A 20,838-nucleotide genomic window follows, 5' to 3' on the forward strand; every position below is an offset into this window, starting at 1 on the left:
GATTCCCCCTTAATCACTTCTCTAAAATTAGTTGCGAAGTGGTTTTCCTTTCACTAACATATGTTGCATTCTAGCTTGAGATTTCGGCTCTGCAACAAGGCTTAAGAACGCTTCACGCTCTAAATCTAGTAAGTATTGTTCATCCACCAATGTGCCGTATGGAACTTTGCCACCTGCAATAACATAGGCAAGCTTTTTCGCGATTTTCAAATCATGTTCACTAATGAAACCTGATTGGTACATCCCTTGGGCACCCAATAATAATGTTGCATAGCCTGTTTCACCTACAACTGGCACCTTCGTTCTAATTGGTGCAGTATAGCCACCTTCATATAGTGCCAATGCTGCTAGTTTTGCATCATACAGTTGGTGATCAGGGTTAACACTAATACCATCTGCAAAGTTTAAGAAGTTATTTTCTCTTGCTTCCTCAGCAGATGTTGAAACTTTCGCCATTGCGATAGATTCGAATACTTTGTTTGCAATATTTTGATAATCGATTTGTACTCCATTTGGTAACCCTTTTAAATGCTTCATGTACAACTCTTTATTACCGCCACCGCCAGGAATTAGACCTACGCCTACTTCCACAAGCCCCATATATGTTTCCATAGTTGCTTGAATATGAGCTACTGGTAAACATACTTCCGAACCGCCACCAAGCGTCATCGCAAATGGTGCTGCTACTACTGGCTTTGAACTATACTTAATTTTAGTCATCGCATCTTGGAAACCACGTATCGTGAAATCTAGTTCGAAAATATTGTCATCTTGGGCTTCCATAAGAATCATCCCTAAATTAGCACCCACGCAGAAGTTCTTCCCTTGGTTACCAATAACAAGCCCCTTGTAATTTGCTTCTACCTCATCAATAGCGTAGTTAATCATTTGTATAACATCTAATCCAATGGCGTTTGCTTGCGAATGGAATTCAAGTAATGCAATACCATCACCCATATCGATTAAACTCGCACCTGAATTCGATTTAATAACACCGTGTTTTTTCTTATAACGCTTTAAATCGATTGCTTTTTCATTGACTGGTACAAGCTTGTAATCTTCCCCGTCGAAGTAAGCTAACCCATCTTCTAGTTCTTTATAAAAAGTTTCATAGCCTTTTGCTAGTAATCCTTCTACAAAACTAGGAATCTCTTTACCTTCAGCAGTCATCTTCTCAACTGATTTCTTGACACCTATTGCATCCCAAATTTCGAATGGTCCTTGTGCCCAACCGAAGCCCCATTTCATGGCATTATCAATTGAAACAATATCATCGGCAATTTCACCGTGAAGTTGCGCTGAGTAAAGTAACGTTGGTGCTAGCACATTCCACAATAATTCGCCTGTACGGTCATCAGCATAGGTTAACAATTTTACTTTCGCTGCTAATCCTTTTTGCTGCTTTGCCATTTCAGTTGAAGGTGTGCGGAGTTTCTTCACTGGTTCATATTCAAATGTATCTGTATTTAACTCTAATATTTCTTTTCCTTTTTTAAGGAAGAATCCTTGACCCGACTTTGCTCCAATCCATCCACTATCAACCATTTTCTGAACATAAGCTGGTACTTCAAATACTTGTTGTTCTTCACCTGTTGTTTGGTCATAGACATTTTTGGCTACGTGGACGAAAGTATCTAAGCCAACAACATCTAATGTACGAAGTGTTGCTGATTTTGGACGACCGATTAAAGGACCTGTCACAGAATCTACTTCGCCAACCGAGTAACCACGCTCTTGCATTTCGCGAAGAGTTACGAGCAAGCCATATGTACCAATTCGATTAGCTATGAAATTTGGTGTGTCTTTAGCTAGAACGACACCCTTTCCTAGTTTATCTTCTCCAAACTCCTTCATAAATGACACTACATTAGGGCAAGTATTCTTCGCCGGAATTACTTCAAGCAGTTTCAAATAACGTGGTGGATTGAAGAAATGAGTGCCTAGGAAATGCTTTTGGAAGTCCTCAGAACGACCTTCAGCCATTGCATCAATACTAATACCAGATGTGTTTGAACTAATAATTGTACCCGGCTTCCGTACTGTATCAATTTTTTCATATAAATTCTTTTTAATTGCCAAATTTTCAACGACAACTTCTATGATCCAATCCACTTCTTTTAGCTTCTCAAGATCATCTTCAAAATTCCCTACTGATAATAACTCTAAGTTTTTCTTAGTAGTTAACGGTGCAGGTTTTTGTTTTAAAAGCTTTTGTAATGCAGTTGCTGCAAATCTATTACGAACGACCGGACTGTCTAAAGTAAGCCCCTTCACTTCTTCATCTTTCGTTAATTCCTTTGGCACGATATCAAGCAAAATTGTTGGAATACCGATATTTGCTAAATGGGCTGCGATTCCCGAACCCATTACCCCCGAACCTAATACAGCTGCCTTCTTAATTTGATAAGCCATGAGCAAATCCTCCCTTTCCCCATTTTTGAATGAATGTTCATTCATTTTATGAGTAAAAAAAATAAAACTTCCTTATCTGCTTATAAGTGTAGACTATTTTCTATGTTTTCGCAATAATCAAATTCACAAAAATACAAAAATATGGATTAAATTTTATATAAATTCCTTTTAGCATGCGATACTCACATTTTTTAAAACAAGTTTCTTTCAGGGCTCACAAAAAACGTGTACACTATTTCAATAGGAGGGATTTACTTATGAAACCAATTACAACTATCGAACAATTTAATGAAACTACTGCAACAACAAAACCTGTGATCGTAAAATTCCACGCTGGATGGTGCCCTGACTGCACACGCATGGATATGTTCATCGATCCTATTATCGAAGAATACAATCAATATGATTGGTATGAATTAAATCGCGATGAGCTTCCAGAACTTGCTGAAAAGTATGATGTTATGGGAATTCCTAGCTTACTGATCTTCAAAGAGGGCGTAAAATTAGCTCACCTTCACAGTGCAAATGCTAAATCACCAGCTCAAGTAACTGAGTTTTTAGAAGCTCAAAAGGAAAAAGCGTAACATTGTTTAACGGATAGACTGTAGACAACTCGAAGAATTTCGAGTTTGTCTACAGTCTTTTTCTTTTAAAAAATAAATAGATAAAACCGTTGATTTCCGCTACGGTGGACGCTTTCCTCGGGCGGGCGCCAAGTCGCTTCGTCGCTACGCTCCTGCAGGGTCTTGGACTGTCCCGCTTTTCTCGCAGGAGTCGCCACCTTCGCTCCATTCAACTACACATGTAATATAAACAAATCTCTTGAGGCGATGAAAAAATGATGACGAGATCAAGTCGAAGAAATTCGAATTTATCTACGGTCTTTTTAAAAAAAATAGATAAGGCCGTTGATTTCCGCTACAATGGACGCTTTCCTCGGGCGGGCGCCAAGTCGCTTTGTCGCTAAGCTCCTGCAGGGTCTTGGACTGCAACTGCAGATATAATATAAACAAATCTTTTAAAACGATAAAAAATAGTGACAATAAAAAAATCTTGAAAGAAATCAAATTGAAAATATTGCTTTGTATCAACTAGTACCCAAGAACATCTTAGGGGAAAAATTGAGGATGCGGTGACCAACCTTAAAATGTCTTAAAAAGTATCCATGCAGGAGATGCTTGCCTTTGCTACTGTGAATTTAAAGAAACTCGTCAATTGTACTTGGCAAGTTCAAAAATGGAAAGCAAGTTAGTGTCTATCCGCTTTTTCTTGTTCTTATTGTAATATACTATGTATTCTATTCATGAAAAGTTCTAACAATCACATGCTTACGACGTGCAATAATAATATAAAAAAACAATATTTTTTTCTAATAGACTCATTTATATTCATACATTCTTTTTATGGAGGCGAATTATATGCGCATTCAGTTACCTGTAAATGGGCAATCCCAACATGCAGATAACGTGCTTAAAAAATTTCGGAATTCTGCATGTGGACCAACAACCGCTGCGGTCATGTTGAACTACCTCTTACCTCATGAAACAACAAAAAGCATCAATCAGCTATATAAACAGCTTGGAACGACACCAATGGGCCTTTTTAAATATCGCTTCATTCGTAATATGCGAAAATTAGTTGGGCCAGATTGGTCTATTCAAAGCTGTAGCTTACATGATGCTTTGTTTGAATTGCGCGAGGGAAGACCCGTTGCAATGAAGTTTGATAAATATTTTTCATTTCATTTTTGCTTAAATCCCACATATGCCTATCACTGGGTACCACTCATCGGTTTTGAAGAGGTTGAGAATGATGTCATTCTTATTGTTCATGATAATGGTGGACAAAATCGCAGTAGTCAAATACGCGAAATTTCATACAAAGCCAATCAAAAAGTACTTAGCTTTGTAAAAATGACACCTTTAGCCGATTGGGAATAATGATTTTGCATGGCGTGAAATAAGTGAATAACCATCCAACGTTAATTGATCAAGCTTTTCTTGCGTTAGTAATGGCAAAGATAAGTCATCAATTGTCGCATGAATTGGCACTTCTGTATGAATTTTTGCTAGTTGATGTGAAAGCTTTAACATCTCTTCATATTCTGTGATTTTAGTACGTTGAGCTGGTTTAAGTTCATCAATAGCAGCTAATACACCATCAACTGAACCATATGTTTGAATGAGGTTCAACGCGGTTTTCGGACCTATACCTTTAACACCAGGATAGCCATCACTTGAATCACCCATAAATGCTTTGACATCAGCAAATAATGCAGGTGCAATCGCGTATTCTTCTTCGAAGCGTTGTATATCATAGACATTATATTCTGTATAGCCTTTTTTCGTTAAGGCAATTGTGGTTGAAGGATTTAATAACTGTAGTAAATCCTTATCTCCACTTACAACTGTTATCTTCGCATCGTTCTTCCATTTTTCAACCATTGATCCAATTGTATCGTCTGCTTCCATTCCTACTTCACCAAAGTTTTTCCAACCAATCATTTCCGAAACGTCCTTCGCCATATCAAATTGTGGTTTCAATTCATCTGGTGGACTCGGACGATTTGCTTTATAGCCATCAAACAAATCGTTACGGAATGTATGCATCCCCATATCCCAGCATACGGCTATATGTGTTGGTTTCATCATCGATTGCGCAGTCAAAATATGACGAGCAAAACCTTGTACTCCATTTGTCGGAGTACCGTCTTCTTTTCTAAAAAACTGGTTCATTGGAGCTGTTGCAAAAAAAGAACGGAATAACAGGGCCATTCCATCTACTACTAAAATATGTGGTTGTTCATTCATTATATATATCCTCTCAATCTATTAACTGTTATCTATTAAGCATTCATTATAACAAATATCTTGAGAGAATGATTATGTTGTGCATTCAATAGGTAAAAGGGAAGAGATAACTAACGAGGAGAAAGACTCTAATTGTATATAATAATGCCACCTAAAACATTTGTGTAGTTCTCTTGCTAGTAGCAACAACTCATTTTCTATATTACTAAAAAAAATTAGATCCCCTTATTTGTGTCCTTAAAAATAATCATCTTTGAAAGAACCAATAAATGAACTTCCATTCATCGTTTAATATACCCTTACCTTTTTCTACTCTATATAGAAGTATTTGTTTACTATTCAGTAATATTTACAAAATCGACGGATCTCTTTTCCTCACTGTCCAAAATCGCTAGCACTTTATCTACTTCCTTTGTTAATTCTGGTGCTTTCCCCTGAGAGGCTAAATTAAGATTCCCAAAAGATTTATTAAAGGATAGAAATTGTCTTGTTTTTTCTTTCCCATTTATTTCTTCAAATAATGTATCATCTACAATTAATAAGATTACATTGGATCCACCACGATATGGAGATAGCCATACATCCCCTTTATATTGAACATTCATTTTTTTCTCATCAAATGTTATTTCTTTCAAATCTTTATATTCTTTATTTGCAAATAAGATAGTTTCATCTTTTTTTATTTTTGGTAACGAATCAATAGGGACTGAAGATGTGAGCCCCCCATTATTATCTCTTTCACGTATAAGTCCCTTTTTGTCCATTTTTTCAGCAGTTGTTCTGCTTATAAATAGTAAATTACTAGGAGTATCCGCCCTAGCATCCCCAAACTCTGTCGGGAGCTTTATGTTGAGCTTGTTATTATCTATGGTCCCTTCTTTCATTTTAAATAGGTCTTGTGATATTGTTATATCTTTGTATATGTCTATTATAGAATTTCTTGTTTGTTCGTTTATCTCCCCTACCTCTATTGCAAGTCCATTTGCTGGGGAGTTTTTTGTACCAAATAATGAACATGCTCCTAACATGGTAATCGAAATACCAGCTACTATTAATAATCCAAGTCTTTTTTTCATCCTATATTCTCTTTCTTTTCATTATTTTTGAATTGAAATATGCTTCTTGTACACCAACATAATCCCAAATTTAATATTTATTCCTGAATATTCTTCATCTTCTTGCCGTATGTTCCTAAGCGCCATATCCACTCTAGAGGTCCCATTTTAAAATATTTCAACCATATATTGCTATAAATAATTTGTATAACAATAATGATAAAACTAATAAACAATAAGGTTAGGGATGAAAGTTGTTCGTTTTTATAGCCATTCAAATAGAAATAAATAAACGATGTGTGTAAAACAAAGTTTGACATGGACATTCGACCATAAGCGGTTAAAAATGAAAGAGTATTTCTTATAGTGCTACTCATACTTAAAATTATGAAACAAATTATGAAAAATAGACTCATTACTAAGCTTTCTAAATTATTTCTAGATTCATAGTACTGATATGTTAAAAAACCAAAAATCATTAAACATGTAAAAAGCATTCCCTTAAATCGTTTAATATTGTAAAAAAAGGATATTTGTCCTAAAAACATCCCTAAAATAACCATTGAAAACATGCTCAATAAATTCACTAGAGATACAATATGAATAGTGATTGGATCTTCTGCAATCATATATATTCCACGTGTGAACCAGGTCAATATTGAAATGCTACTAAAAACTAAGATATTAATAATCGGTGGCATGTACTGGAATAAAAATCCTATCAATCCTAAAACGGCGTACATCATAAATAGTCCACCTGAAGTTACCCCAATACATGTTAATAGACCTCCGAGTAAAAAAAGTACAACCAAACGACGGATATAAATTAAATTTACTTTTTCGCCTTTTATCTTCAAACCTGACATAAACAGTGTGGAAGATAAACCAAATAAAAACAGAAACATATAAATAAATTTTGTTTCCATTACATTCCTGATGAAGTCATGAATGTAATGGTATAAATCTGTGCTAATCGGTGTGACATTTTGAAATACATTTACAAAGGTAATACCTAGTAACGCAAATCCACGCAGGTAATCCACTATTTCAATACGTTCCATTTTCAATAAAATTTTTCTCCCTTCTCTTATTTTTTATTGATATGAGCTTTAAAAGACATCGATAGCATTTTTTATTAGAATAAACCTGAGTATTTTTTGTTTAATATTGAGATTTTCACACCTATATTCTCTTTCTATTTCTCATCTTTGAATTAAAATATTGTTTTATACATTTTTTTCAAGTACTGAGCACGAACAAAGTAAAAGTATATAATTTGCATAACTAAGAAACAAATCAATACCATTACGGAACTACCCAAGACTGAAAAATTAGCTAACTTTTGTAAGGCCATAAAAGCAACCGTACTATGTGTAATCGCTATTGCAATTGGTAAAAAGAATAACAATGCAAGTTGACGTGACACAATTTTCTTTAATTCCGGTTTGCTTAAACCAACTTTTGCTATCATTTTATATTGCTGCTGATTTCGTTCTAAGTCTGTGTATAATCGGAAATATAAAAAGCTTGCAGCAAACGTAAAGAAAACAATGCCTATTAATACACTCATGATAGATGCAAGTCCAAACCCTTGCTTCATCGCTATCCATTTAAAAATTAAAGACGAAAATGTATATTGTTCGTTGTATACTGTAGGCTCATTTATACCTTCATTATCTTTCTGAAAAGTAGCCACAATTTTTTCAGCAACTTTTTTTGTTTTCTCCCAATCTTTCACAATAAAACCATTGATAGTGGATTGACCATAGTGACTCTCTGGATCTACAATCATTTGATTATATACAGCGTCCGGTACAATAATTATTGTTTGGGTTGTATCTTGTAGTTCTTCGGGTTTTAGTATTTTATTTACATGCATATCTTTTTTTATATTTCCATGCAAAAATTGAAACTTAGTTGGGGTTGATTTTGTATTAGCAATTTTCCCCGAAGGTATGACAAAACTACTATTTTCACCCTTTAAATTTTCTTCTTCAAAACCAAATGCCTCAGCTAGTTTATTATAATCACTTAATTTTATAACGTTTGATAAGAACATACTGTTATAGAGGGTATCCTGAATTTGTTTTATTGAATAAGTAACCCGTTTGAAATGAAACTCGCCATCATTGAGCTCGCTTTCTATTTTTTTTAGATGTTCTTTTTCTAAACGGTTATTATTATAAGACTTATAAGAAAATGCAAAAGGACTATCCGATTCAGCCATGGATGAATTGCCTAACCCCATACAAGTTCCCACTGCAGTGAAGGCAACGGCAGAAATAATAGTTACCATAAAAAACATTTTTGCATTATCTTTTAATTGATACACTAAATCTGAGATGGTGAGTATATTTGTTTTCTTAAAGAAAATATTTTCTCTTTTCTTTAATGCACGTAGCACATACACACTGAGCTGCGTAAATAAGAAGTATGTTCCAAGTACAACAAAGCTCACCCCTGTCGCCATCATGACTAATACATAATTAATATCCTTGTAATGAATAGCTTTAACACTATGGAACACGGCTGTATATCCTAATCCGATGCAACTAAGTGCGAATAGAGATAACCAAAGCGATGCTTTTGGTTCAGGCTTTGGTTTTTCTTCTGATTTTATAAGTTCTACAAGTTGATTCACTTTTACCATTCGGGAGGTGAAAAGTGAAATTAACAAAAATAGAAAGAAGAAAGCTCCAAATGTTATTCCAATTGCTTTAAAGGGTACGTAAAATGGGAGTCCTTTATCAATAAGTAACAGACTGTTACTCATAATTAAGATAAACTTAGAGAACGCCAGCCCAATTGTAATTCCTGTTAAAATAGAAACGATGCCAATTATTATATTTTCAATAAATACTAATTTATTCAATTGTGAACGTGACATCCCATGTAGCATTAAAATTCCAAAATCTCTTTTTCTTGTCTTTAAAAATGCACTTACAGAATATAGGATGAAGAAGAATGAAAAGAAAAATATTAATCCCTGCGATATCTGTAATCCTGATTTTGCAAATGTATTGATTGTTACACTGGTAGCAAGATCACCTTGTAAATTAGGATGAAATGCAAGTAATGCATAAGTAAAGAAAATCATAATAGCAAACGTACTACTTAAAAAATGGGCCAAATATGTTCGTTTACTTCGAATGATGTTATTAATCGCGAACTGTCTAAAAGTCATATGCATTTCCTCCTAATAATGCTAATACCTCTAGAATTTTTTGATAGAATACTTTGCGATTATCTCCGTAATAAATCTCATTGTATAACTGTCCATCTTTGATAAACACGATTCGATCACAATAACTCGCAGCCATTGCGTCATGTGTCACTAACATCATCGTTGTGTCATTTTCTTTGTTAAGCCTTGTCAATAGTTCCATCACATCACAAGCAGATTTTGAATCCAGATTTCCTGTGGGCTCATCCGCAAGTAATAATTTCGGATTATGAATAGTAGCACGTGCGATTGCTGTTCTTTGTGCTTGTCCACCAGAAATTTCATACGTACGTTTATCTAATATTTCAGTTATCCCCAGTTTTTCAGCAATAGCTTCTACTTTCCCTTTCATTTCACTAGGGCTTAAACCATCAAGCGTAAGTGGAAGAACAATATTTTCTTTCACTGTTAATGTATTAAGGAGATTAAACGATTGAAAAACAAACCCTAATTCACGTCTTCGAAATAAAGACAACTGATTTGGAGACAACAGATATGGGTTTTCTCCATGAATTAATACTTCTCCTGAAGTTGGAGCATCAATGGTGGACACCATATTTAATAACGTTGTTTTACCACTCCCGGATGGTCCCATAATTCCTACAAATTCACCTTTGTTTATTTTTAAATCAATATGAGATAGTGCGGTATACGAAATTTCTCCGTTATAAACTTTCCCTAAATTTGAAACATTTAGTATCTCCACAAATATTCCACCTTCCATTTCTCTATTTGATACAAAAAGTATAAACAATATATATTTTGTCTCATATCGATTTCCCTAACATTTATCCATTAAGTTTGTAAGATTCAAAAGAAAAAACCGATGAATAATCTTCCTTTCATCGGTTAACGAGATGCATACGGGAATACTATTCTAATTTTTGTTCCCTTGCTTAGCTCAGATTCTAGCTCAATCTTATGATTTAATTTTCCACATACTTCTTTAACAAGATATAATCCCATTCCCGTAGACTCTTTAAATTTCCTACCGTTTTCTCCAGTATAAAATGGATGAAAAACACGTGGTAAATCAGCAGGAGGGATACCAACCCCATAATCTCTTACTTCTAAAATAACTGCACGTCCCTTTGAATACGCTGATATTATTACTTTCTCTTTCTTACTTGATGAATATTTAATTGCGTTCGTCAGCACTTGATTGAGTATAAATCGAAACCATTTCTTATCTGTTTCTACAGTAAGGTTAGGATCTACTTTTACTTCTGGATACACATAATTACGTATAAACAGACGTTTATTTTCATGAATAACGGAATCAATCATTTCTAATAATTGCACTCTGTCTACATGAAAATCCTGTTCAAATGTTTCTAATCGAGCAGCATATAACACCATCTCTAATCCTTTTTGGATTCGTTCCGTTTCTTCATTAATACTATCAAATCGAAAGTCATCTGCATCTTGTATAATTAATTCGATAACAGAAAGAGGTGTTTTCATTTGATGAACCCATTGATTCATAAAAGTCATTTGTTCTTGTTGTTTTCGTTCCCATTTTTTTAACTGGTTTTGATAATATTGATATTGGGTTTGTAGTAATTTATCTAGGGCCATTGATAATGGAGTCAAATCACTATCTTGTATTGACTCATTTAACGTTTCTATTGGTGTTGATAAACGCTTGTAGAATGAACGATGACTATAATAACGATATATTAGATAACCTATTAATAAAAAAATACCCAAAAACACAGAATATAATGCAGTCAAAATATGTGGATAACCATCAAACCAATAAATAAAAAGGATGATAAGCAATTGGCCAATTGTATAACAAATAAGCGGAATATGTTCTTGTAAAAATAATTTCATTATTACTTTCCTTCCTTCTCCCAAGTAGCATGCAAACGATATCCAGCGCCACGAACTGTTTCAAGCGTATTCTCGATACCCAATTCTTTTAATTTCTTTCTAATTCTACCTATATTCACACTTAATGTATTCTCATCTATATACGTACTATCCCACAATTGTTCTAAAATTACTTCACGTTTTACAAGAAGTGGAGATTTTGTTATCAATATTTCTAATAAAGCTGTTTCTTTATTGGTAAGTAAAACTGTCTTATCATCTAGTTGAAGTTCCATTCTTTCTGGGAACAGGAATAACCCTGATTGCTCAACTATTCGTTCTTTTACTTTTGGAGCATATTCACCGTATGCTCTTCTGAGTTGACTACGGATTTTAGACATTACAACCTCATAATAAAAAGGTTTCGTAATGTAGTCATCACCACCATTTTCTAAAGCCAAAACCTGATCCATCTCTCCACTCCTTGCAGATAGAAATATAATTGGACAAGTAGAAATAGCTCGTATTTGGCGGCACCAATAATAGCCATCAAAATTAGGCAAATTTACATCTAATAGCACTAAATCTGGTTTAATCTTTTGAAATATATCTAAGATATTTTCAAAATCCTCTATAATAACACTTTTATATCCGTATTTTTTAATATGAGTTCCCAGTAATTCAGCGATTTTTACATCATCTTCTACAATCATGATTGTATTCATATCGTACTCTCCTCTATTTTAAGTATGATTTTTTTAAGTTCGTTTGGCTTTTTATATTAAATTTTTAAGTTATTTTATTTAAAAGAGATGATATCTTACATACACCCTTAAATGCAATTAATATAAAATAAAGCGTATATCTGTTGTTTTTTATTAATAAAATGAATTGATACTAGTAAGGTATGTGAATAGGTAAGAACTCAATGTATCTTGAATCTAAGTCAATATCTTGGACACAAAAGAGTTAAGTCAGGCTGTTGCTCGACATTATTTTTCTACTTCATCACGGGAGTTAAATAGTTGATTGCTCCGTGTACTCTTTTGCGATTATACCAGCTTTCAATGTATTAAAAGCGTGACAATTTTGCAGTTTCAAAATTTAAATATCGGTTTCTATAAACCTCTTCTTTTTTCAATGTAGCGTGAAAAGATTCAATGCAGGCATTATCATAAGGGCATCCTTTTCGGCTAAATGACGCAATCCAGATGCCTTTTGGAAAGCTGTAGAACGTGAAAATATACGGATTTTCAAGCAATGCCTTCGTTACTTTCGGGTAAATTGATTTCCATTTCTCCACAAATTCTTGCAGTGCTTTATGCCCCATTTCGAGGTTGTCTGCACGATAAACAGTCTTAAAATCTTCGCAAATTTCAGCTCGATCTGTAACACGTAACTTTATGTGCAATATTACGTGCAAGATGCACACAACACGATTGATATTTTGACTCGGGAAAGACGGAGAAAATACTATCCGTAGTGCCTTTTAAACCATCTGAAATGAACAATAATATTTCTTCTGTGCCACGATTTCTGATATATAGAATAACAATTTAGCTTCTATTAGCTGGTTTAGATGAGTAACAAAGTCCCGATTCCATTTTCAAAGAATAAAAACAATTCAATATTTCCCTAACTTCCTCGTCAACCATCATATTTCCTAAAAAAGTACATAAAATTAATTATCAGTCTACCTAACCAAGGGGGTATATGGTGAGCTATACAGTTCCGGGAGGTCAACCGCAAGGAAGACCGATCTTTGTCACCAGCAAAATAAGGGAAGCGATGATTGCAGAGTTAACCGCAATTAATGATTATTCATACCATATTGCAAACTCAAATATGGAAGAGGTCAATAAGGTTTGGAGAATGATTATGTTGGATGAAAAAAAACATTACGGAATGTTTCTAACGCTGCTACGTAAATACGATCCCGTACAATATCAAACCTATAACTATTATAAAAACACTCAATTTGATGTAAAGGAACCAATGCAAAATTATAAACCTGATTATGATAAACAATTGATACTAAATCTTATCAGAAATGATATTAAAGGTGAGTTGGAAACAGCCGTACTTTATGACCAATATGCATATGAAATTCCTTACACCGATGTCAAACATGTTTTCACAGTGATTAGCCGTGATGAGAAATACCATGTTGAACATTTAACGAAGCTCTTGATAAGTTATGATTCTGATCCCTACAATGGTTTGAAATAAATCGACGCTAGTCAAAAAAATTTTAATCCAAATATATAGTTCAACAAACTTATTCTGACCAGCCTGTGTAAAGGTTGGTCTCTTTCTCTTGGGTGGTTCGTTTTTTGTTTGGGCATTATGCTAAAACACCATTTCTCCCTCTTCGGAACTGAATATCCTTCAAACTCTCCACGGTTTGCAATAATAATTTCAGGTAGGTGCTTAGCTGGCCATTGTTCCTCGAATCATTGCTATTTACTAGGATAAGGAGGAAACGCCACGGTGTATAGCATACTCTGCTCTAAAATTTTTAAAGATATAATAAAGGTCGTCAAAACAAAAATGCCGATCTCGTCACTTTAGATCGACATGATGCTGTTATTTAATTTATCTATCTACGCGTCTATTATTAGCAGGTAATCCCTACTAAATAGACGCGTTTTTATATTTCTTTAATGACTAGTTGGTGACAACCACTGAGCCAGCTTTTCTACATCTTCGCTAAAAATTCGATCTTCATTGATTGTAGGTACAACTGCGCGTACTTCTTGCCATTTAGTATAAAGTTCTTTAGACATTTTCTCTACGCCCCTATATTCAACTGCTTGTGTTGCACAAATGGCTTCTATTGCTAATACCCTTCTAGCATTTTCAATTATTTGATATGCGTGTCTCGAACCTATTGTTCCCATACTAACATGGTCTTCTTGATTGGCTGAAGATGGAATAGAATCGATTGATGCCGGATGAGCCAACGTTTTATTTTCGGATACAAGACTAGCTGCTGCATATTGTAATATCATGGCTCCAGATTGCAGACCTGGTTGTGCGCTTAAAAATGCCGGTAACCCTTCACTTAATTGAGGATTTACGAGACGTTCAATTCGACGCTCCGAAACGTTTGCTAATTCAGCCGTACCAATCTTCAAGAAATCCATAGCAAAAGCGATTGGTTGACCATGGAAATTCCCACCTGAAATAACCGCACCACCATCATCAAAAATAAGTGGATTATCAGTAGCAGCATTTATCTCAATTTCAAGTTTCTCTTTCACATAATTGAGTACTTGCCAGCTAGCTCCATGAATTTGGGGAATACAGCGAAGAGAATAAGCGTCTTGCACTCGTTTCTCCCCTTGTTTAGTTGCTAATTGACTTCCAGCTAACCAATTACGCATACGTTCCGCTACGTCCATTTGCTCTTTATAGCCACGTGCTTCATGAACTGCTGGATGGAAAGCATCAACAATTCCGAATAAGGACTCCATCGTCATTGCTGCAATCCATTCGCTGTCATAAGCTAGTTTTTCAGCTTCTAAATAATTTATAACACCTTGAGCTGTCATTGCTTGGGTTCCATTTATTAGCGCTAAGCCCTCTTTCGCCTCTAATGTAATCGCTTTCAAATTATGCGCTTGCCATACTTCAGCTGCTGGCACTTGTTCATTCTTTTGCCAGACAAAACCTTCACCAATTAATACTAAAGCTAAATGTGATAATGGTGCTAAATCACCTGATGCACCGAGTGATCCTTGCTGAGGAATGACTGGATGAATTCGATTATTTACCATATATGCAAGGCGTTCTAACACTTCTATCCGAATGCCAGAAAAACCTTTTAATAAAGCATTTAAACGTAGGACAATCATTGCTCTAGAAACGACTTCAGCAAAAGGAGCACCTATACCACAAGCATGTGAACGAATTAAATGAAGTTGTAATTGTCGCGTATCTTCTTCTGCAATTTTCACATCACTAAATTTCCCAAAACCCGTATTGATACCATAAACAGTTTGATCTTCACGGACAATTTTCTCAACAGCTAAACGGCTTTTCTTAACAAGTTCTATCGCATTTTCGTCTAATTTAACTTTGACGTCATCATTTAGAATAATATTTAGATCCGCCAATGATAGGTTCTTTCCGTCTAATATAATCATTTAACAGTCACATCCTTATTATCATTTTGAAAATACTCTATAGCAATTCGCCGAATATGAACGAATCCAAAAGGCGATTTGAATGAGAAATTCTCCTAAAACACTACTTTCATTCTACATAAAATCCAATTGAAATTAAGTACTTTTTGTAAAAAAGTAAAAATTTCTCACGTGCTATCAGTGCAGTATTTTAGCATGATAAAGTTGTTGACATTGTTTTGAAAACTCCAAACACGATTTATTACTCAAATTATTCTTCTTCCATCGTAAAAGGTTCTATTACTCTTTTTTCATGGGACGATAACACAATATTTGTTGAAGGCGTGCCATATTGCATCGAGTCATCAATAAATCGTTCTAGACTTTCTACAGAATGCGTTGCTATCTTAACAATATAACTAATCTCGCCTGCCACTCGGTAACACTCAAGTACATCCGGATGATTATGACAAAAATTCGTTAATGCTTTACAGTCCTTTGATTCAAACAGAATAATCGCACGCATAGAACGATTCATCTTCTTCAATGCAACTTGTGCATGATAACCTTCAATAATTTGCTGTTCTTCAAGCTTTCGAACACGCTCTGTAACTGCAGGAGACGATAAATGAACGATTTCTGCTAATTCCTTCATAGTAATTTTGGCATTTAACTGTAGTTCCCTTACTATTTTCTTATCTACTTGGTCCATATTTCCACGCACCTTTTTTTATTAAATAGAATAACCTAAAATCTTTATAATTTAAATTCAATTGAAGAAATATCCTTTTTTAACTCATGTAATATACCTTTTTAGTCAATTAAAATAAAAGATATCGGAGGAGGGATTAAGAAATGAAAAAAATATTACTGTTATTAGCTGACGGCTTTGAGGCCGTAGAAGCTAGCGTTTTTACAGATGTGCTTGGTTGGAACAAATGGGAAGGAGATGGGTCGACTGAGGTTGTGACAGTTGGTCTCCGAGATAAATTAACTTGCACTTGGAATTTTAACGTTGTACCTGAAAAAACAGTTGATGACATCCAATTAGATGAATTTGATGCATTGGCTATTCCCGGAGGATTTGAAGAGGCAGGCTTTTATGAAGACGCATTTAGTGAATCATTTTTGAAAGTAATCCGGCATTTTGATGCAAAACAAAAACCTATTGCTAGCATTTGTGTTGCATCATTAGCACTTGGTAAAAGTGGCATTCTGACAAATAGAAAAGCAACGACTTACGCTCACCCAACAAGTATAAGAAAAGAACAGTTAAAGAATTTTGGCGTAAACGTACAAAATGAGAGAATTGTTCAAGACGGCAACATTATTACATCATCAAATCCCGGTACTGCTTTTGATGTCGCATTCCTATTACTTGAAATGCTAACGACAAAAGAAAATACACATCATGTGAAAGACCTTATGGGATTTGCCTAAATAAAAGTAAATTAAGCTAATGTATTTTCAATTCATAAAAAAACTGCTAAGTAATCGATTTTAACGAATACTTAGCAGCTCATCTTACTCTTCTATTTTTATATGCACTTTTAATTCAAGTGCAACATTCCCTTGTATTGCCTTACTGATCATGCATGTTTTTTCAGCTTTTTCTGCAAGTTTTTGCGTTAGACTAGCATCTCGTGCCGTTGAACCGTTTGATAAAATGATTTCTGGTTTATGGATGATTTTCTTATACGTAAAGACTCCATTCGTTACATCAACGATTCCTTCAGATTGCATCGATAAACTCACTACATTGATACTTGAGCGCTCAAGCATAGCGGCTAACGTAATAATATAACAAGTCGCAGCAGCTCCTAACAACATCTCATCTGGATTTGTACCAATACCAGGCCCATCCATTTCAGATGGAATTGATACTTTTGATTGTAGTTGACCAGATGCGATTGTACCTACCTCATTACGACCTCCTGGCCAATTCGCAGTCAAATGAAAACTGTGTTCTGCCATGATTAAACCTCATTTCTAATCCGCAAATGAATAGTATTTTTCTGTATATGGATCGAATGCATAACGCGAAACTACTTTATTCTTTTCAAGCGTAATAATATACATTTCTAGCCCCGAATAGTCGACAATTGTCCCGCTAAACTTGCGATCTTTCACAGCTTTTCCGCCCTCGGTACGCGAAATAATTTGCGTTGCATCTTCTACATTAAAACTCGGTACATGCTTTTGGAAATAAAATGGAGCAATTATTAAAAGTACATATGCAATTATGATAAGTACATTCTTTTTTCTTATATTACTTTTTTCAACCAATAAAAAGTAAGCGACGAACAATAATACATTACCGCCAATAATATAAACTGGTATATCTCCTAGACCATTAATAAATAGATATTTTTTCCCTATAAAATAATAATACAGCATCTGTAATGTTGAAATTACAAGTATTCCTTGTAAAAGTCGTTTTCTCTTATACATTTATGTTTCACCTCAAAAAATTTATAAATCCTATTTTCAATAGAAAAGCATTCGAAGCCCACGACAAATTATGCCATAATAGAATGCAGATTGATAGAAGGAAAACCGGTCACTCTATTGAAGAAACATCGGACAAGCATTTTCGTTTTCACAACGATCCTTATTTACACTCTATGTACTCTTTTCGCCTAAACCAATAGCCTATCTAGTGAAAAAGATGTTTGATGGTGGCTTTGCAGTTTAGCCTGGAAAATATAATACCATCGAGAAAAAGACAAAGAGCTTGAATACTATCGATTATGATTATAAGTATAAAGACGGTTACCTTAATATCATTGTTCCCAAAGACAGGTCAGAACATGTAAACGTAATGATCAATTATGCCTCGGCATAATTGCGTCCGGAATCGGCTTTGTGCTTGCACAAAGAACTCCTTTCCGATTCAGTGACATCCGCCGGAGGCTTTAACTTCTTTCAGCGGGTGTTTGGACACCCGCTGAAAAGCAGCTTAAATCCGCATTCATCTCACCACCTATAGAGGTGGGAGACTTTTGCTGAAAGAAGTTAAATTCATGGCGATGCATTGGTGCAATCGTTATTGATTTTGGTAAGCGAAAATAGAAAGGATTTATAACTATGCTTTTAGGACAAAGAATTATTATTATAAGTATAAGCTTCTATTCACTTTTCGTGATAATACTTTTATTGTACAAATTAAGAACTAGTAAATATTTCGAAGAAAACAATTTAATTAAAAATGAAAAAATTATGACAACTCTTTGTATTCTAAACTTCCTATGTATAATAGTTAATCCTTCTCTCCTGATTATTAATATTGGATTGAATGCAATGTTACTAGCACTATCATGCAAAATAGGAATTAGATTTATAAATGATAAATCCAATAAAATATATAAAATTATCTTAGCTATACTCTTTTTTATCTATCTAGTTATGCAGTTTATTACTCCAATAATAAGTAATGAATTTAATTGAAAGAATAATAGCTGATATTTTATTAGATGCGTGCCTTGCCATCGCTCCCTAATAGCAAAAAGCCTAGCTTTCTCTGTAAGAGTGAGCTAGGCTTTTTGTTTATTTGATTTGGATGGATGTGTTTCCTTTTAAATAATTTAGATATGCATTGAAGTACACTTTTACTGGATTAACTATTTTCTGCGTTTCAAGCCCTACTTGCCAATGGGTAGAATCATTATCCGACCATCTAGACCATGAATCTGTGTCTAGTTCTCTGCCAGATGCATCTTCTAATCCAGAGAATAATTGATAGGGTAATTTTCCATGTTCTCCTTTCATTTCCGCCTCAATTGAAAGCTTCGAAACATCAGTAATTTTAACTTTATCCTGATAGGATTCTTTTAATACTGTTCCTCTGTTCAAGTCCATGACTATAAAGGACTCTTTTTTAGGTAATGCCTGCACTTTATCAAATTTTAAATACAAGTTTTTAGGCTGTTCAAAGAAATTACTTTGTAAGAACAGTGTTCTTTGATGATCGTCATTTCCTCCGAAACTTGTAATTCCATTCCTAATACTACTCCAGACTTCCCCATGCTCATCTTCAATTCGGATATCCTCAAAATTTAATATTCTCATCGTATTGCGCCGATCAAAAGCGATATTAACAGCAACACGCAATGGATATAGCGTAATATCTTCTATAGTCATTTTTTGACCATCCATTATTATTTCTTTATTTATTGTAAATACTTTACCTTTTTGAATGTCCTTTTTCACTGTAAACGGAATATTAAAGCTTGTCTTTTGCTCGTTCTTTAAATTTAATTTCAGTTCAAAGTCTTTGGAAATATACTTTTGCTGTTCACCAAATGTAAATGTAATCTCATCACTTCGATATTTTTTATCCTGTTGATCTGGATTTCCATACTCTGTTGAACCTAAAAGACTTTTACCATTATGGAAAATTTCAATCTCCCCATAATCTCCTGAACTTAGTTTTGTAGGTGATTCAGTTGTATAAAATATGACCATACCCGATTCATCTACAATGACCCCATCTATAGTGACAGTAATATTATCTATTGTTTGCGATACTCCTACAGTTTCATAATATTCATTTTCAACAATTCCTTGAATACCTTTATCATACTGGATTAAATCAACTAAATGTTCTAGCCCTGGAATGCTCGCAACGGTTTTCGCAAAGGCCGGTGACACTCGAATGGATGTAACGAGTGTGATAAAAAGAAGGGCTGCAATAGAAATGGTCCAAGCAATACGTTTGAAGGAACGCTTCTTTCTACGTTTCGAAGATTGTGCAATTTGCATTCCTTGTTGGATAGCTTGATCAAGTGCTTCTTCAGGAATCGGTAATTTTTCTAAGCCCTTTTGCATGTCATGTAATTTAACTTCTTCCTTTTCATACATCTGCGTCCTCTCCTCCCTTTGACCAAAACGTCCGCAATGATTGTAATGCTTTATGTAATCTCGATTTAACTGTGCCTTCTGGTATATTTTCAAGTACTGCAATTTCTTTTATTTTCGTGTTTTGTAAGTATTTCAATGTAATGAGTTGTTGGTCTTTTTTAGATAAGGATGCCATTGCTTCATTCAATTCTAAAAAACGTGTGTCATCCATTATCGCAATTTCTCGTAGCTTATCATTTGTAGTAAAGCGCTTGCTCTTTTCTTTTTGATCCTGACAATAATTCATCATAATACGGATGAGCCACGTTTTTGTATATGCAGGTTCCTTTAGTGTATGTATTTTTTGATAGGCACGGACTGTTACTTCCTGAACAGCTTCTACCGCATCATGTTCGTTCTTTAGAAAGGCAAAAGCAGTACGATATAAATCATTCTTATACAAGCGCATGGTAGCTAAAAAGGCGGCGTCATCACCTTTAATTGCTTGTTTCGCTAGCTCTAGTGATTCCATCCTCTCACCTCGTTTCGGACTTTGT

The 20,838-nt window shown here is 34.6% G+C and carries 18 protein-coding genes and 1 pseudogene; 4 read left to right on the plus strand and 15 right to left on the minus strand.

The annotated features are described in order from the left end of the window. Positions 1-27: 27 nt before the first annotated feature. Entirely contained in the window at positions 28-2,412 is a 2,385-nt protein-coding gene (locus tag ACQKMD_RS08845) for a 3-hydroxyacyl-CoA dehydrogenase NAD-binding domain-containing protein (RefSeq protein ID WP_427751249.1), read from the minus strand. A 257-nt stretch (positions 2,413-2,669) separates the two neighbouring features. Between ACQKMD_RS08845 and ACQKMD_RS08850 the strand changes: the two genes are divergently transcribed. Next, positions 2,670-2,996 carry a thioredoxin family protein gene (locus tag ACQKMD_RS08850; protein ID WP_427751251.1) on the plus strand — a complete coding sequence of 109 codons (327 nt, stop codon included), beginning with the start codon at positions 2,670-2,672 and terminating at the stop codon, positions 2,994-2,996. An 834-nt stretch (positions 2,997-3,830) separates the two neighbouring features. Continuing rightward, on the plus strand, positions 3,831-4,352 hold the full coding sequence (locus tag ACQKMD_RS08855; RefSeq protein ID WP_427751253.1) for a C39 family peptidase: 522 nt from the start codon (positions 3,831-3,833) through the stop codon (positions 4,350-4,352). Here ACQKMD_RS08855 and ACQKMD_RS08860 read toward each other — a convergent pair. The 8 genes and pseudogenes from ACQKMD_RS08860 to ACQKMD_RS08895 form a co-directional block, all read right to left on the minus strand. After that, complete coding sequence (locus ACQKMD_RS08860) at positions 4,335-5,222, minus strand: 5'-3' exonuclease (protein WP_427751255.1); 888 nt, start codon at positions 5,220-5,222, stop codon at positions 4,335-4,337. The two genes, ACQKMD_RS08855 and ACQKMD_RS08860, sit on opposite strands and share 18 nt — an antisense overlap. Positions 5,223-5,557: 335 nt before the next feature. Then, on the minus strand, positions 5,558-6,298 hold the full coding sequence (locus ACQKMD_RS08865; RefSeq protein ID WP_427751257.1) for a lipoprotein BA_5634 family protein: 741 nt from the start codon (positions 6,296-6,298) through the stop codon (positions 5,558-5,560). Between the two features lie 77 nt (positions 6,299-6,375). Further along, positions 6,376-7,338, minus strand: a complete 963-nt coding sequence (locus ACQKMD_RS08870; protein WP_427751296.1) for a DUF418 domain-containing protein — start codon at positions 7,336-7,338, stop codon at positions 6,376-6,378. Positions 7,339-7,490: 152 nt separating this feature from the next. Beyond that, complete coding sequence (locus ACQKMD_RS08875; protein WP_427751259.1) at positions 7,491-9,461, minus strand: FtsX-like permease family protein; 1,971 nt, start codon at positions 9,459-9,461, stop codon at positions 7,491-7,493. Next, positions 9,451-10,206, minus strand: coding sequence for an ABC transporter ATP-binding protein (locus ACQKMD_RS08880; protein ID WP_427751260.1), 756 nt, complete (start codon positions 10,204-10,206; stop codon positions 9,451-9,453). Before ACQKMD_RS08880 ends, ACQKMD_RS08875 begins: the two co-directional genes overlap by 11 nt. Before the next feature lie 143 nt (positions 10,207-10,349). Next, positions 10,350-11,336: a sensor histidine kinase gene (locus ACQKMD_RS08885; protein WP_427751262.1), complete on the minus strand. Its 987-nt coding sequence runs from the start codon at positions 11,334-11,336 to the stop codon at positions 10,350-10,352. A 2-nt stretch (positions 11,337-11,338) separates the two neighbouring features. Continuing rightward, positions 11,339-12,040: a response regulator transcription factor gene (locus ACQKMD_RS08890; RefSeq protein ID WP_427751264.1), complete on the minus strand. Its 702-nt coding sequence runs from the start codon at positions 12,038-12,040 to the stop codon at positions 11,339-11,341. A gap of 275 nt (positions 12,041-12,315) precedes the next feature. After that, positions 12,316-12,856: pseudogene (locus tag ACQKMD_RS08895) on the minus strand (transposase); the annotation flags it as partial. Positions 12,857-13,028: 172 nt separating this feature from the next. Here ACQKMD_RS08895 and ACQKMD_RS08900 point away from each other — a divergent pair. Then, positions 13,029-13,544, plus strand: coding sequence for a ferritin-like domain-containing protein (locus ACQKMD_RS08900; RefSeq protein WP_427751266.1), 516 nt, complete (start codon positions 13,029-13,031; stop codon positions 13,542-13,544). Positions 13,545-13,975: 431 nt separating this feature from the next. On the opposite strand, the gene hutH is transcribed toward ACQKMD_RS08900, so the two are convergent. Together hutH and ACQKMD_RS08910 are read right to left on the minus strand one after the other, a co-directional pair. Then, a complete protein-coding gene (gene hutH, locus ACQKMD_RS08905; protein ID WP_427751268.1) occupies positions 13,976-15,463 on the minus strand; it encodes a histidine ammonia-lyase in 1,488 nt (495 codons plus the stop codon). Between the two features lie 250 nt (positions 15,464-15,713). Continuing rightward, the gene (locus ACQKMD_RS08910; protein ID WP_427751270.1) at positions 15,714-16,154 is read right to left on the minus strand and encodes an Lrp/AsnC family transcriptional regulator; all 441 of its coding nucleotides are present in this window, start codon (positions 16,152-16,154) and stop codon (positions 15,714-15,716) included. Positions 16,155-16,297: 143 nt separating this feature from the next. Here ACQKMD_RS08910 and ACQKMD_RS08915 point away from each other — a divergent pair, with 143 nt between their 5' ends. Continuing rightward, the gene (locus tag ACQKMD_RS08915) at positions 16,298-16,882 is read left to right on the plus strand and encodes a DJ-1/PfpI family protein (RefSeq protein WP_427751271.1); all 585 of its coding nucleotides are present in this window, start codon (positions 16,298-16,300) and stop codon (positions 16,880-16,882) included. An 84-nt stretch (positions 16,883-16,966) separates the two neighbouring features. Here the strand turns inward: ACQKMD_RS08915 and ACQKMD_RS08920 are convergent, their stop codons facing one another. The 4 genes from ACQKMD_RS08920 to ACQKMD_RS08935 form a co-directional block, all read right to left on the minus strand. Beyond that, a complete protein-coding gene (locus ACQKMD_RS08920) occupies positions 16,967-17,416 on the minus strand; it encodes an OsmC family protein (RefSeq protein WP_427751273.1) in 450 nt (149 codons plus the stop codon). Between the two features lie 15 nt (positions 17,417-17,431). Then, positions 17,432-17,893, minus strand: coding sequence for a hypothetical protein (locus ACQKMD_RS08925; protein WP_427751275.1), 462 nt, complete (start codon positions 17,891-17,893; stop codon positions 17,432-17,434). Positions 17,894-18,988: 1,095 nt separating this feature from the next. Further along, positions 18,989-20,302 carry a DUF4179 domain-containing protein gene (locus ACQKMD_RS08930; RefSeq protein WP_427751277.1) on the minus strand — a complete coding sequence of 438 codons (1,314 nt, stop codon included), beginning with the start codon at positions 20,300-20,302 and terminating at the stop codon, positions 18,989-18,991. Continuing rightward, entirely contained in the window at positions 20,295-20,813 is a 519-nt protein-coding gene (locus ACQKMD_RS08935) for a sigma-70 family RNA polymerase sigma factor (protein WP_427751279.1), read from the minus strand. The genes ACQKMD_RS08930 and ACQKMD_RS08935 overlap by 8 nt, the downstream gene beginning before the upstream one ends. Positions 20,814-20,838: the final 25 nt, after the last annotated feature.

It is taken from the genome of Viridibacillus sp. NPDC096237, assembly GCF_050278625.1.
Taxonomy (GTDB): domain Bacteria; phylum Bacillota; class Bacilli; order Bacillales_A; family Planococcaceae; genus Viridibacillus.

Excerpts from the sequence above, each read along its gene's own strand:
- ACQKMD_RS08875 (WP_427751259.1), bottom strand. The coding sequence starts at position 9,461 with ATGACTTTTAGACAGTTCGCGATTAATAACATCATTCGAAGTAAACGA.
- ACQKMD_RS08845 (WP_427751249.1), bottom strand. The coding sequence starts at position 2,412 with ATGGCTTATCAAATTAAGAAGGCAGCTGTATTAGGTTCGGGGGTAATG.
- hutH (WP_427751268.1), bottom strand. The coding sequence starts at position 15,463 with ATGATTATATTAGACGGAAAGAACCTATCATTGGCGGATCTAAATATT.
- ACQKMD_RS08855 (WP_427751253.1), top strand. The coding sequence starts at position 3,831 with ATGCGCATTCAGTTACCTGTAAATGGGCAATCCCAACATGCAGATAAC.
- ACQKMD_RS08885 (WP_427751262.1), bottom strand. The coding sequence starts at position 11,336 with ATGAAATTATTTTTACAAGAACATATTCCGCTTATTTGTTATACAATT.
- ACQKMD_RS08890 (WP_427751264.1), bottom strand. The coding sequence starts at position 12,040 with ATGAATACAATCATGATTGTAGAAGATGATGTAAAAATCGCTGAATTA.
- ACQKMD_RS08850 (WP_427751251.1), top strand. The coding sequence starts at position 2,670 with ATGAAACCAATTACAACTATCGAACAATTTAATGAAACTACTGCAACA.
- ACQKMD_RS08865 (WP_427751257.1), bottom strand. The coding sequence starts at position 6,298 with ATGAAAAAAAGACTTGGATTATTAATAGTAGCTGGTATTTCGATTACC.
- ACQKMD_RS08860 (WP_427751255.1), bottom strand. The coding sequence starts at position 5,222 with ATGAATGAACAACCACATATTTTAGTAGTAGATGGAATGGCCCTGTTA.
- ACQKMD_RS08925 (WP_427751275.1), bottom strand. The coding sequence starts at position 17,893 with ATGTATAAGAGAAAACGACTTTTACAAGGAATACTTGTAATTTCAACA.
- ACQKMD_RS08920 (WP_427751273.1), bottom strand. The coding sequence starts at position 17,416 with ATGGCAGAACACAGTTTTCATTTGACTGCGAATTGGCCAGGAGGTCGT.
- ACQKMD_RS08930 (WP_427751277.1), bottom strand. The coding sequence starts at position 20,302 with ATGTATGAAAAGGAAGAAGTTAAATTACATGACATGCAAAAGGGCTTA.
- ACQKMD_RS08870 (WP_427751296.1), bottom strand. The coding sequence starts at position 7,338 with ATGGAACGTATTGAAATAGTGGATTACCTGCGTGGATTTGCGTTACTA.
- ACQKMD_RS08910 (WP_427751270.1), bottom strand. The coding sequence starts at position 16,154 with ATGGACCAAGTAGATAAGAAAATAGTAAGGGAACTACAGTTAAATGCC.
- ACQKMD_RS08935 (WP_427751279.1), bottom strand. The coding sequence starts at position 20,813 with ATGGAATCACTAGAGCTAGCGAAACAAGCAATTAAAGGTGATGACGCC.
- ACQKMD_RS08915 (WP_427751271.1), top strand. The coding sequence starts at position 16,298 with ATGAAAAAAATATTACTGTTATTAGCTGACGGCTTTGAGGCCGTAGAA.
- ACQKMD_RS08900 (WP_427751266.1), top strand. The coding sequence starts at position 13,029 with ATGGTGAGCTATACAGTTCCGGGAGGTCAACCGCAAGGAAGACCGATC.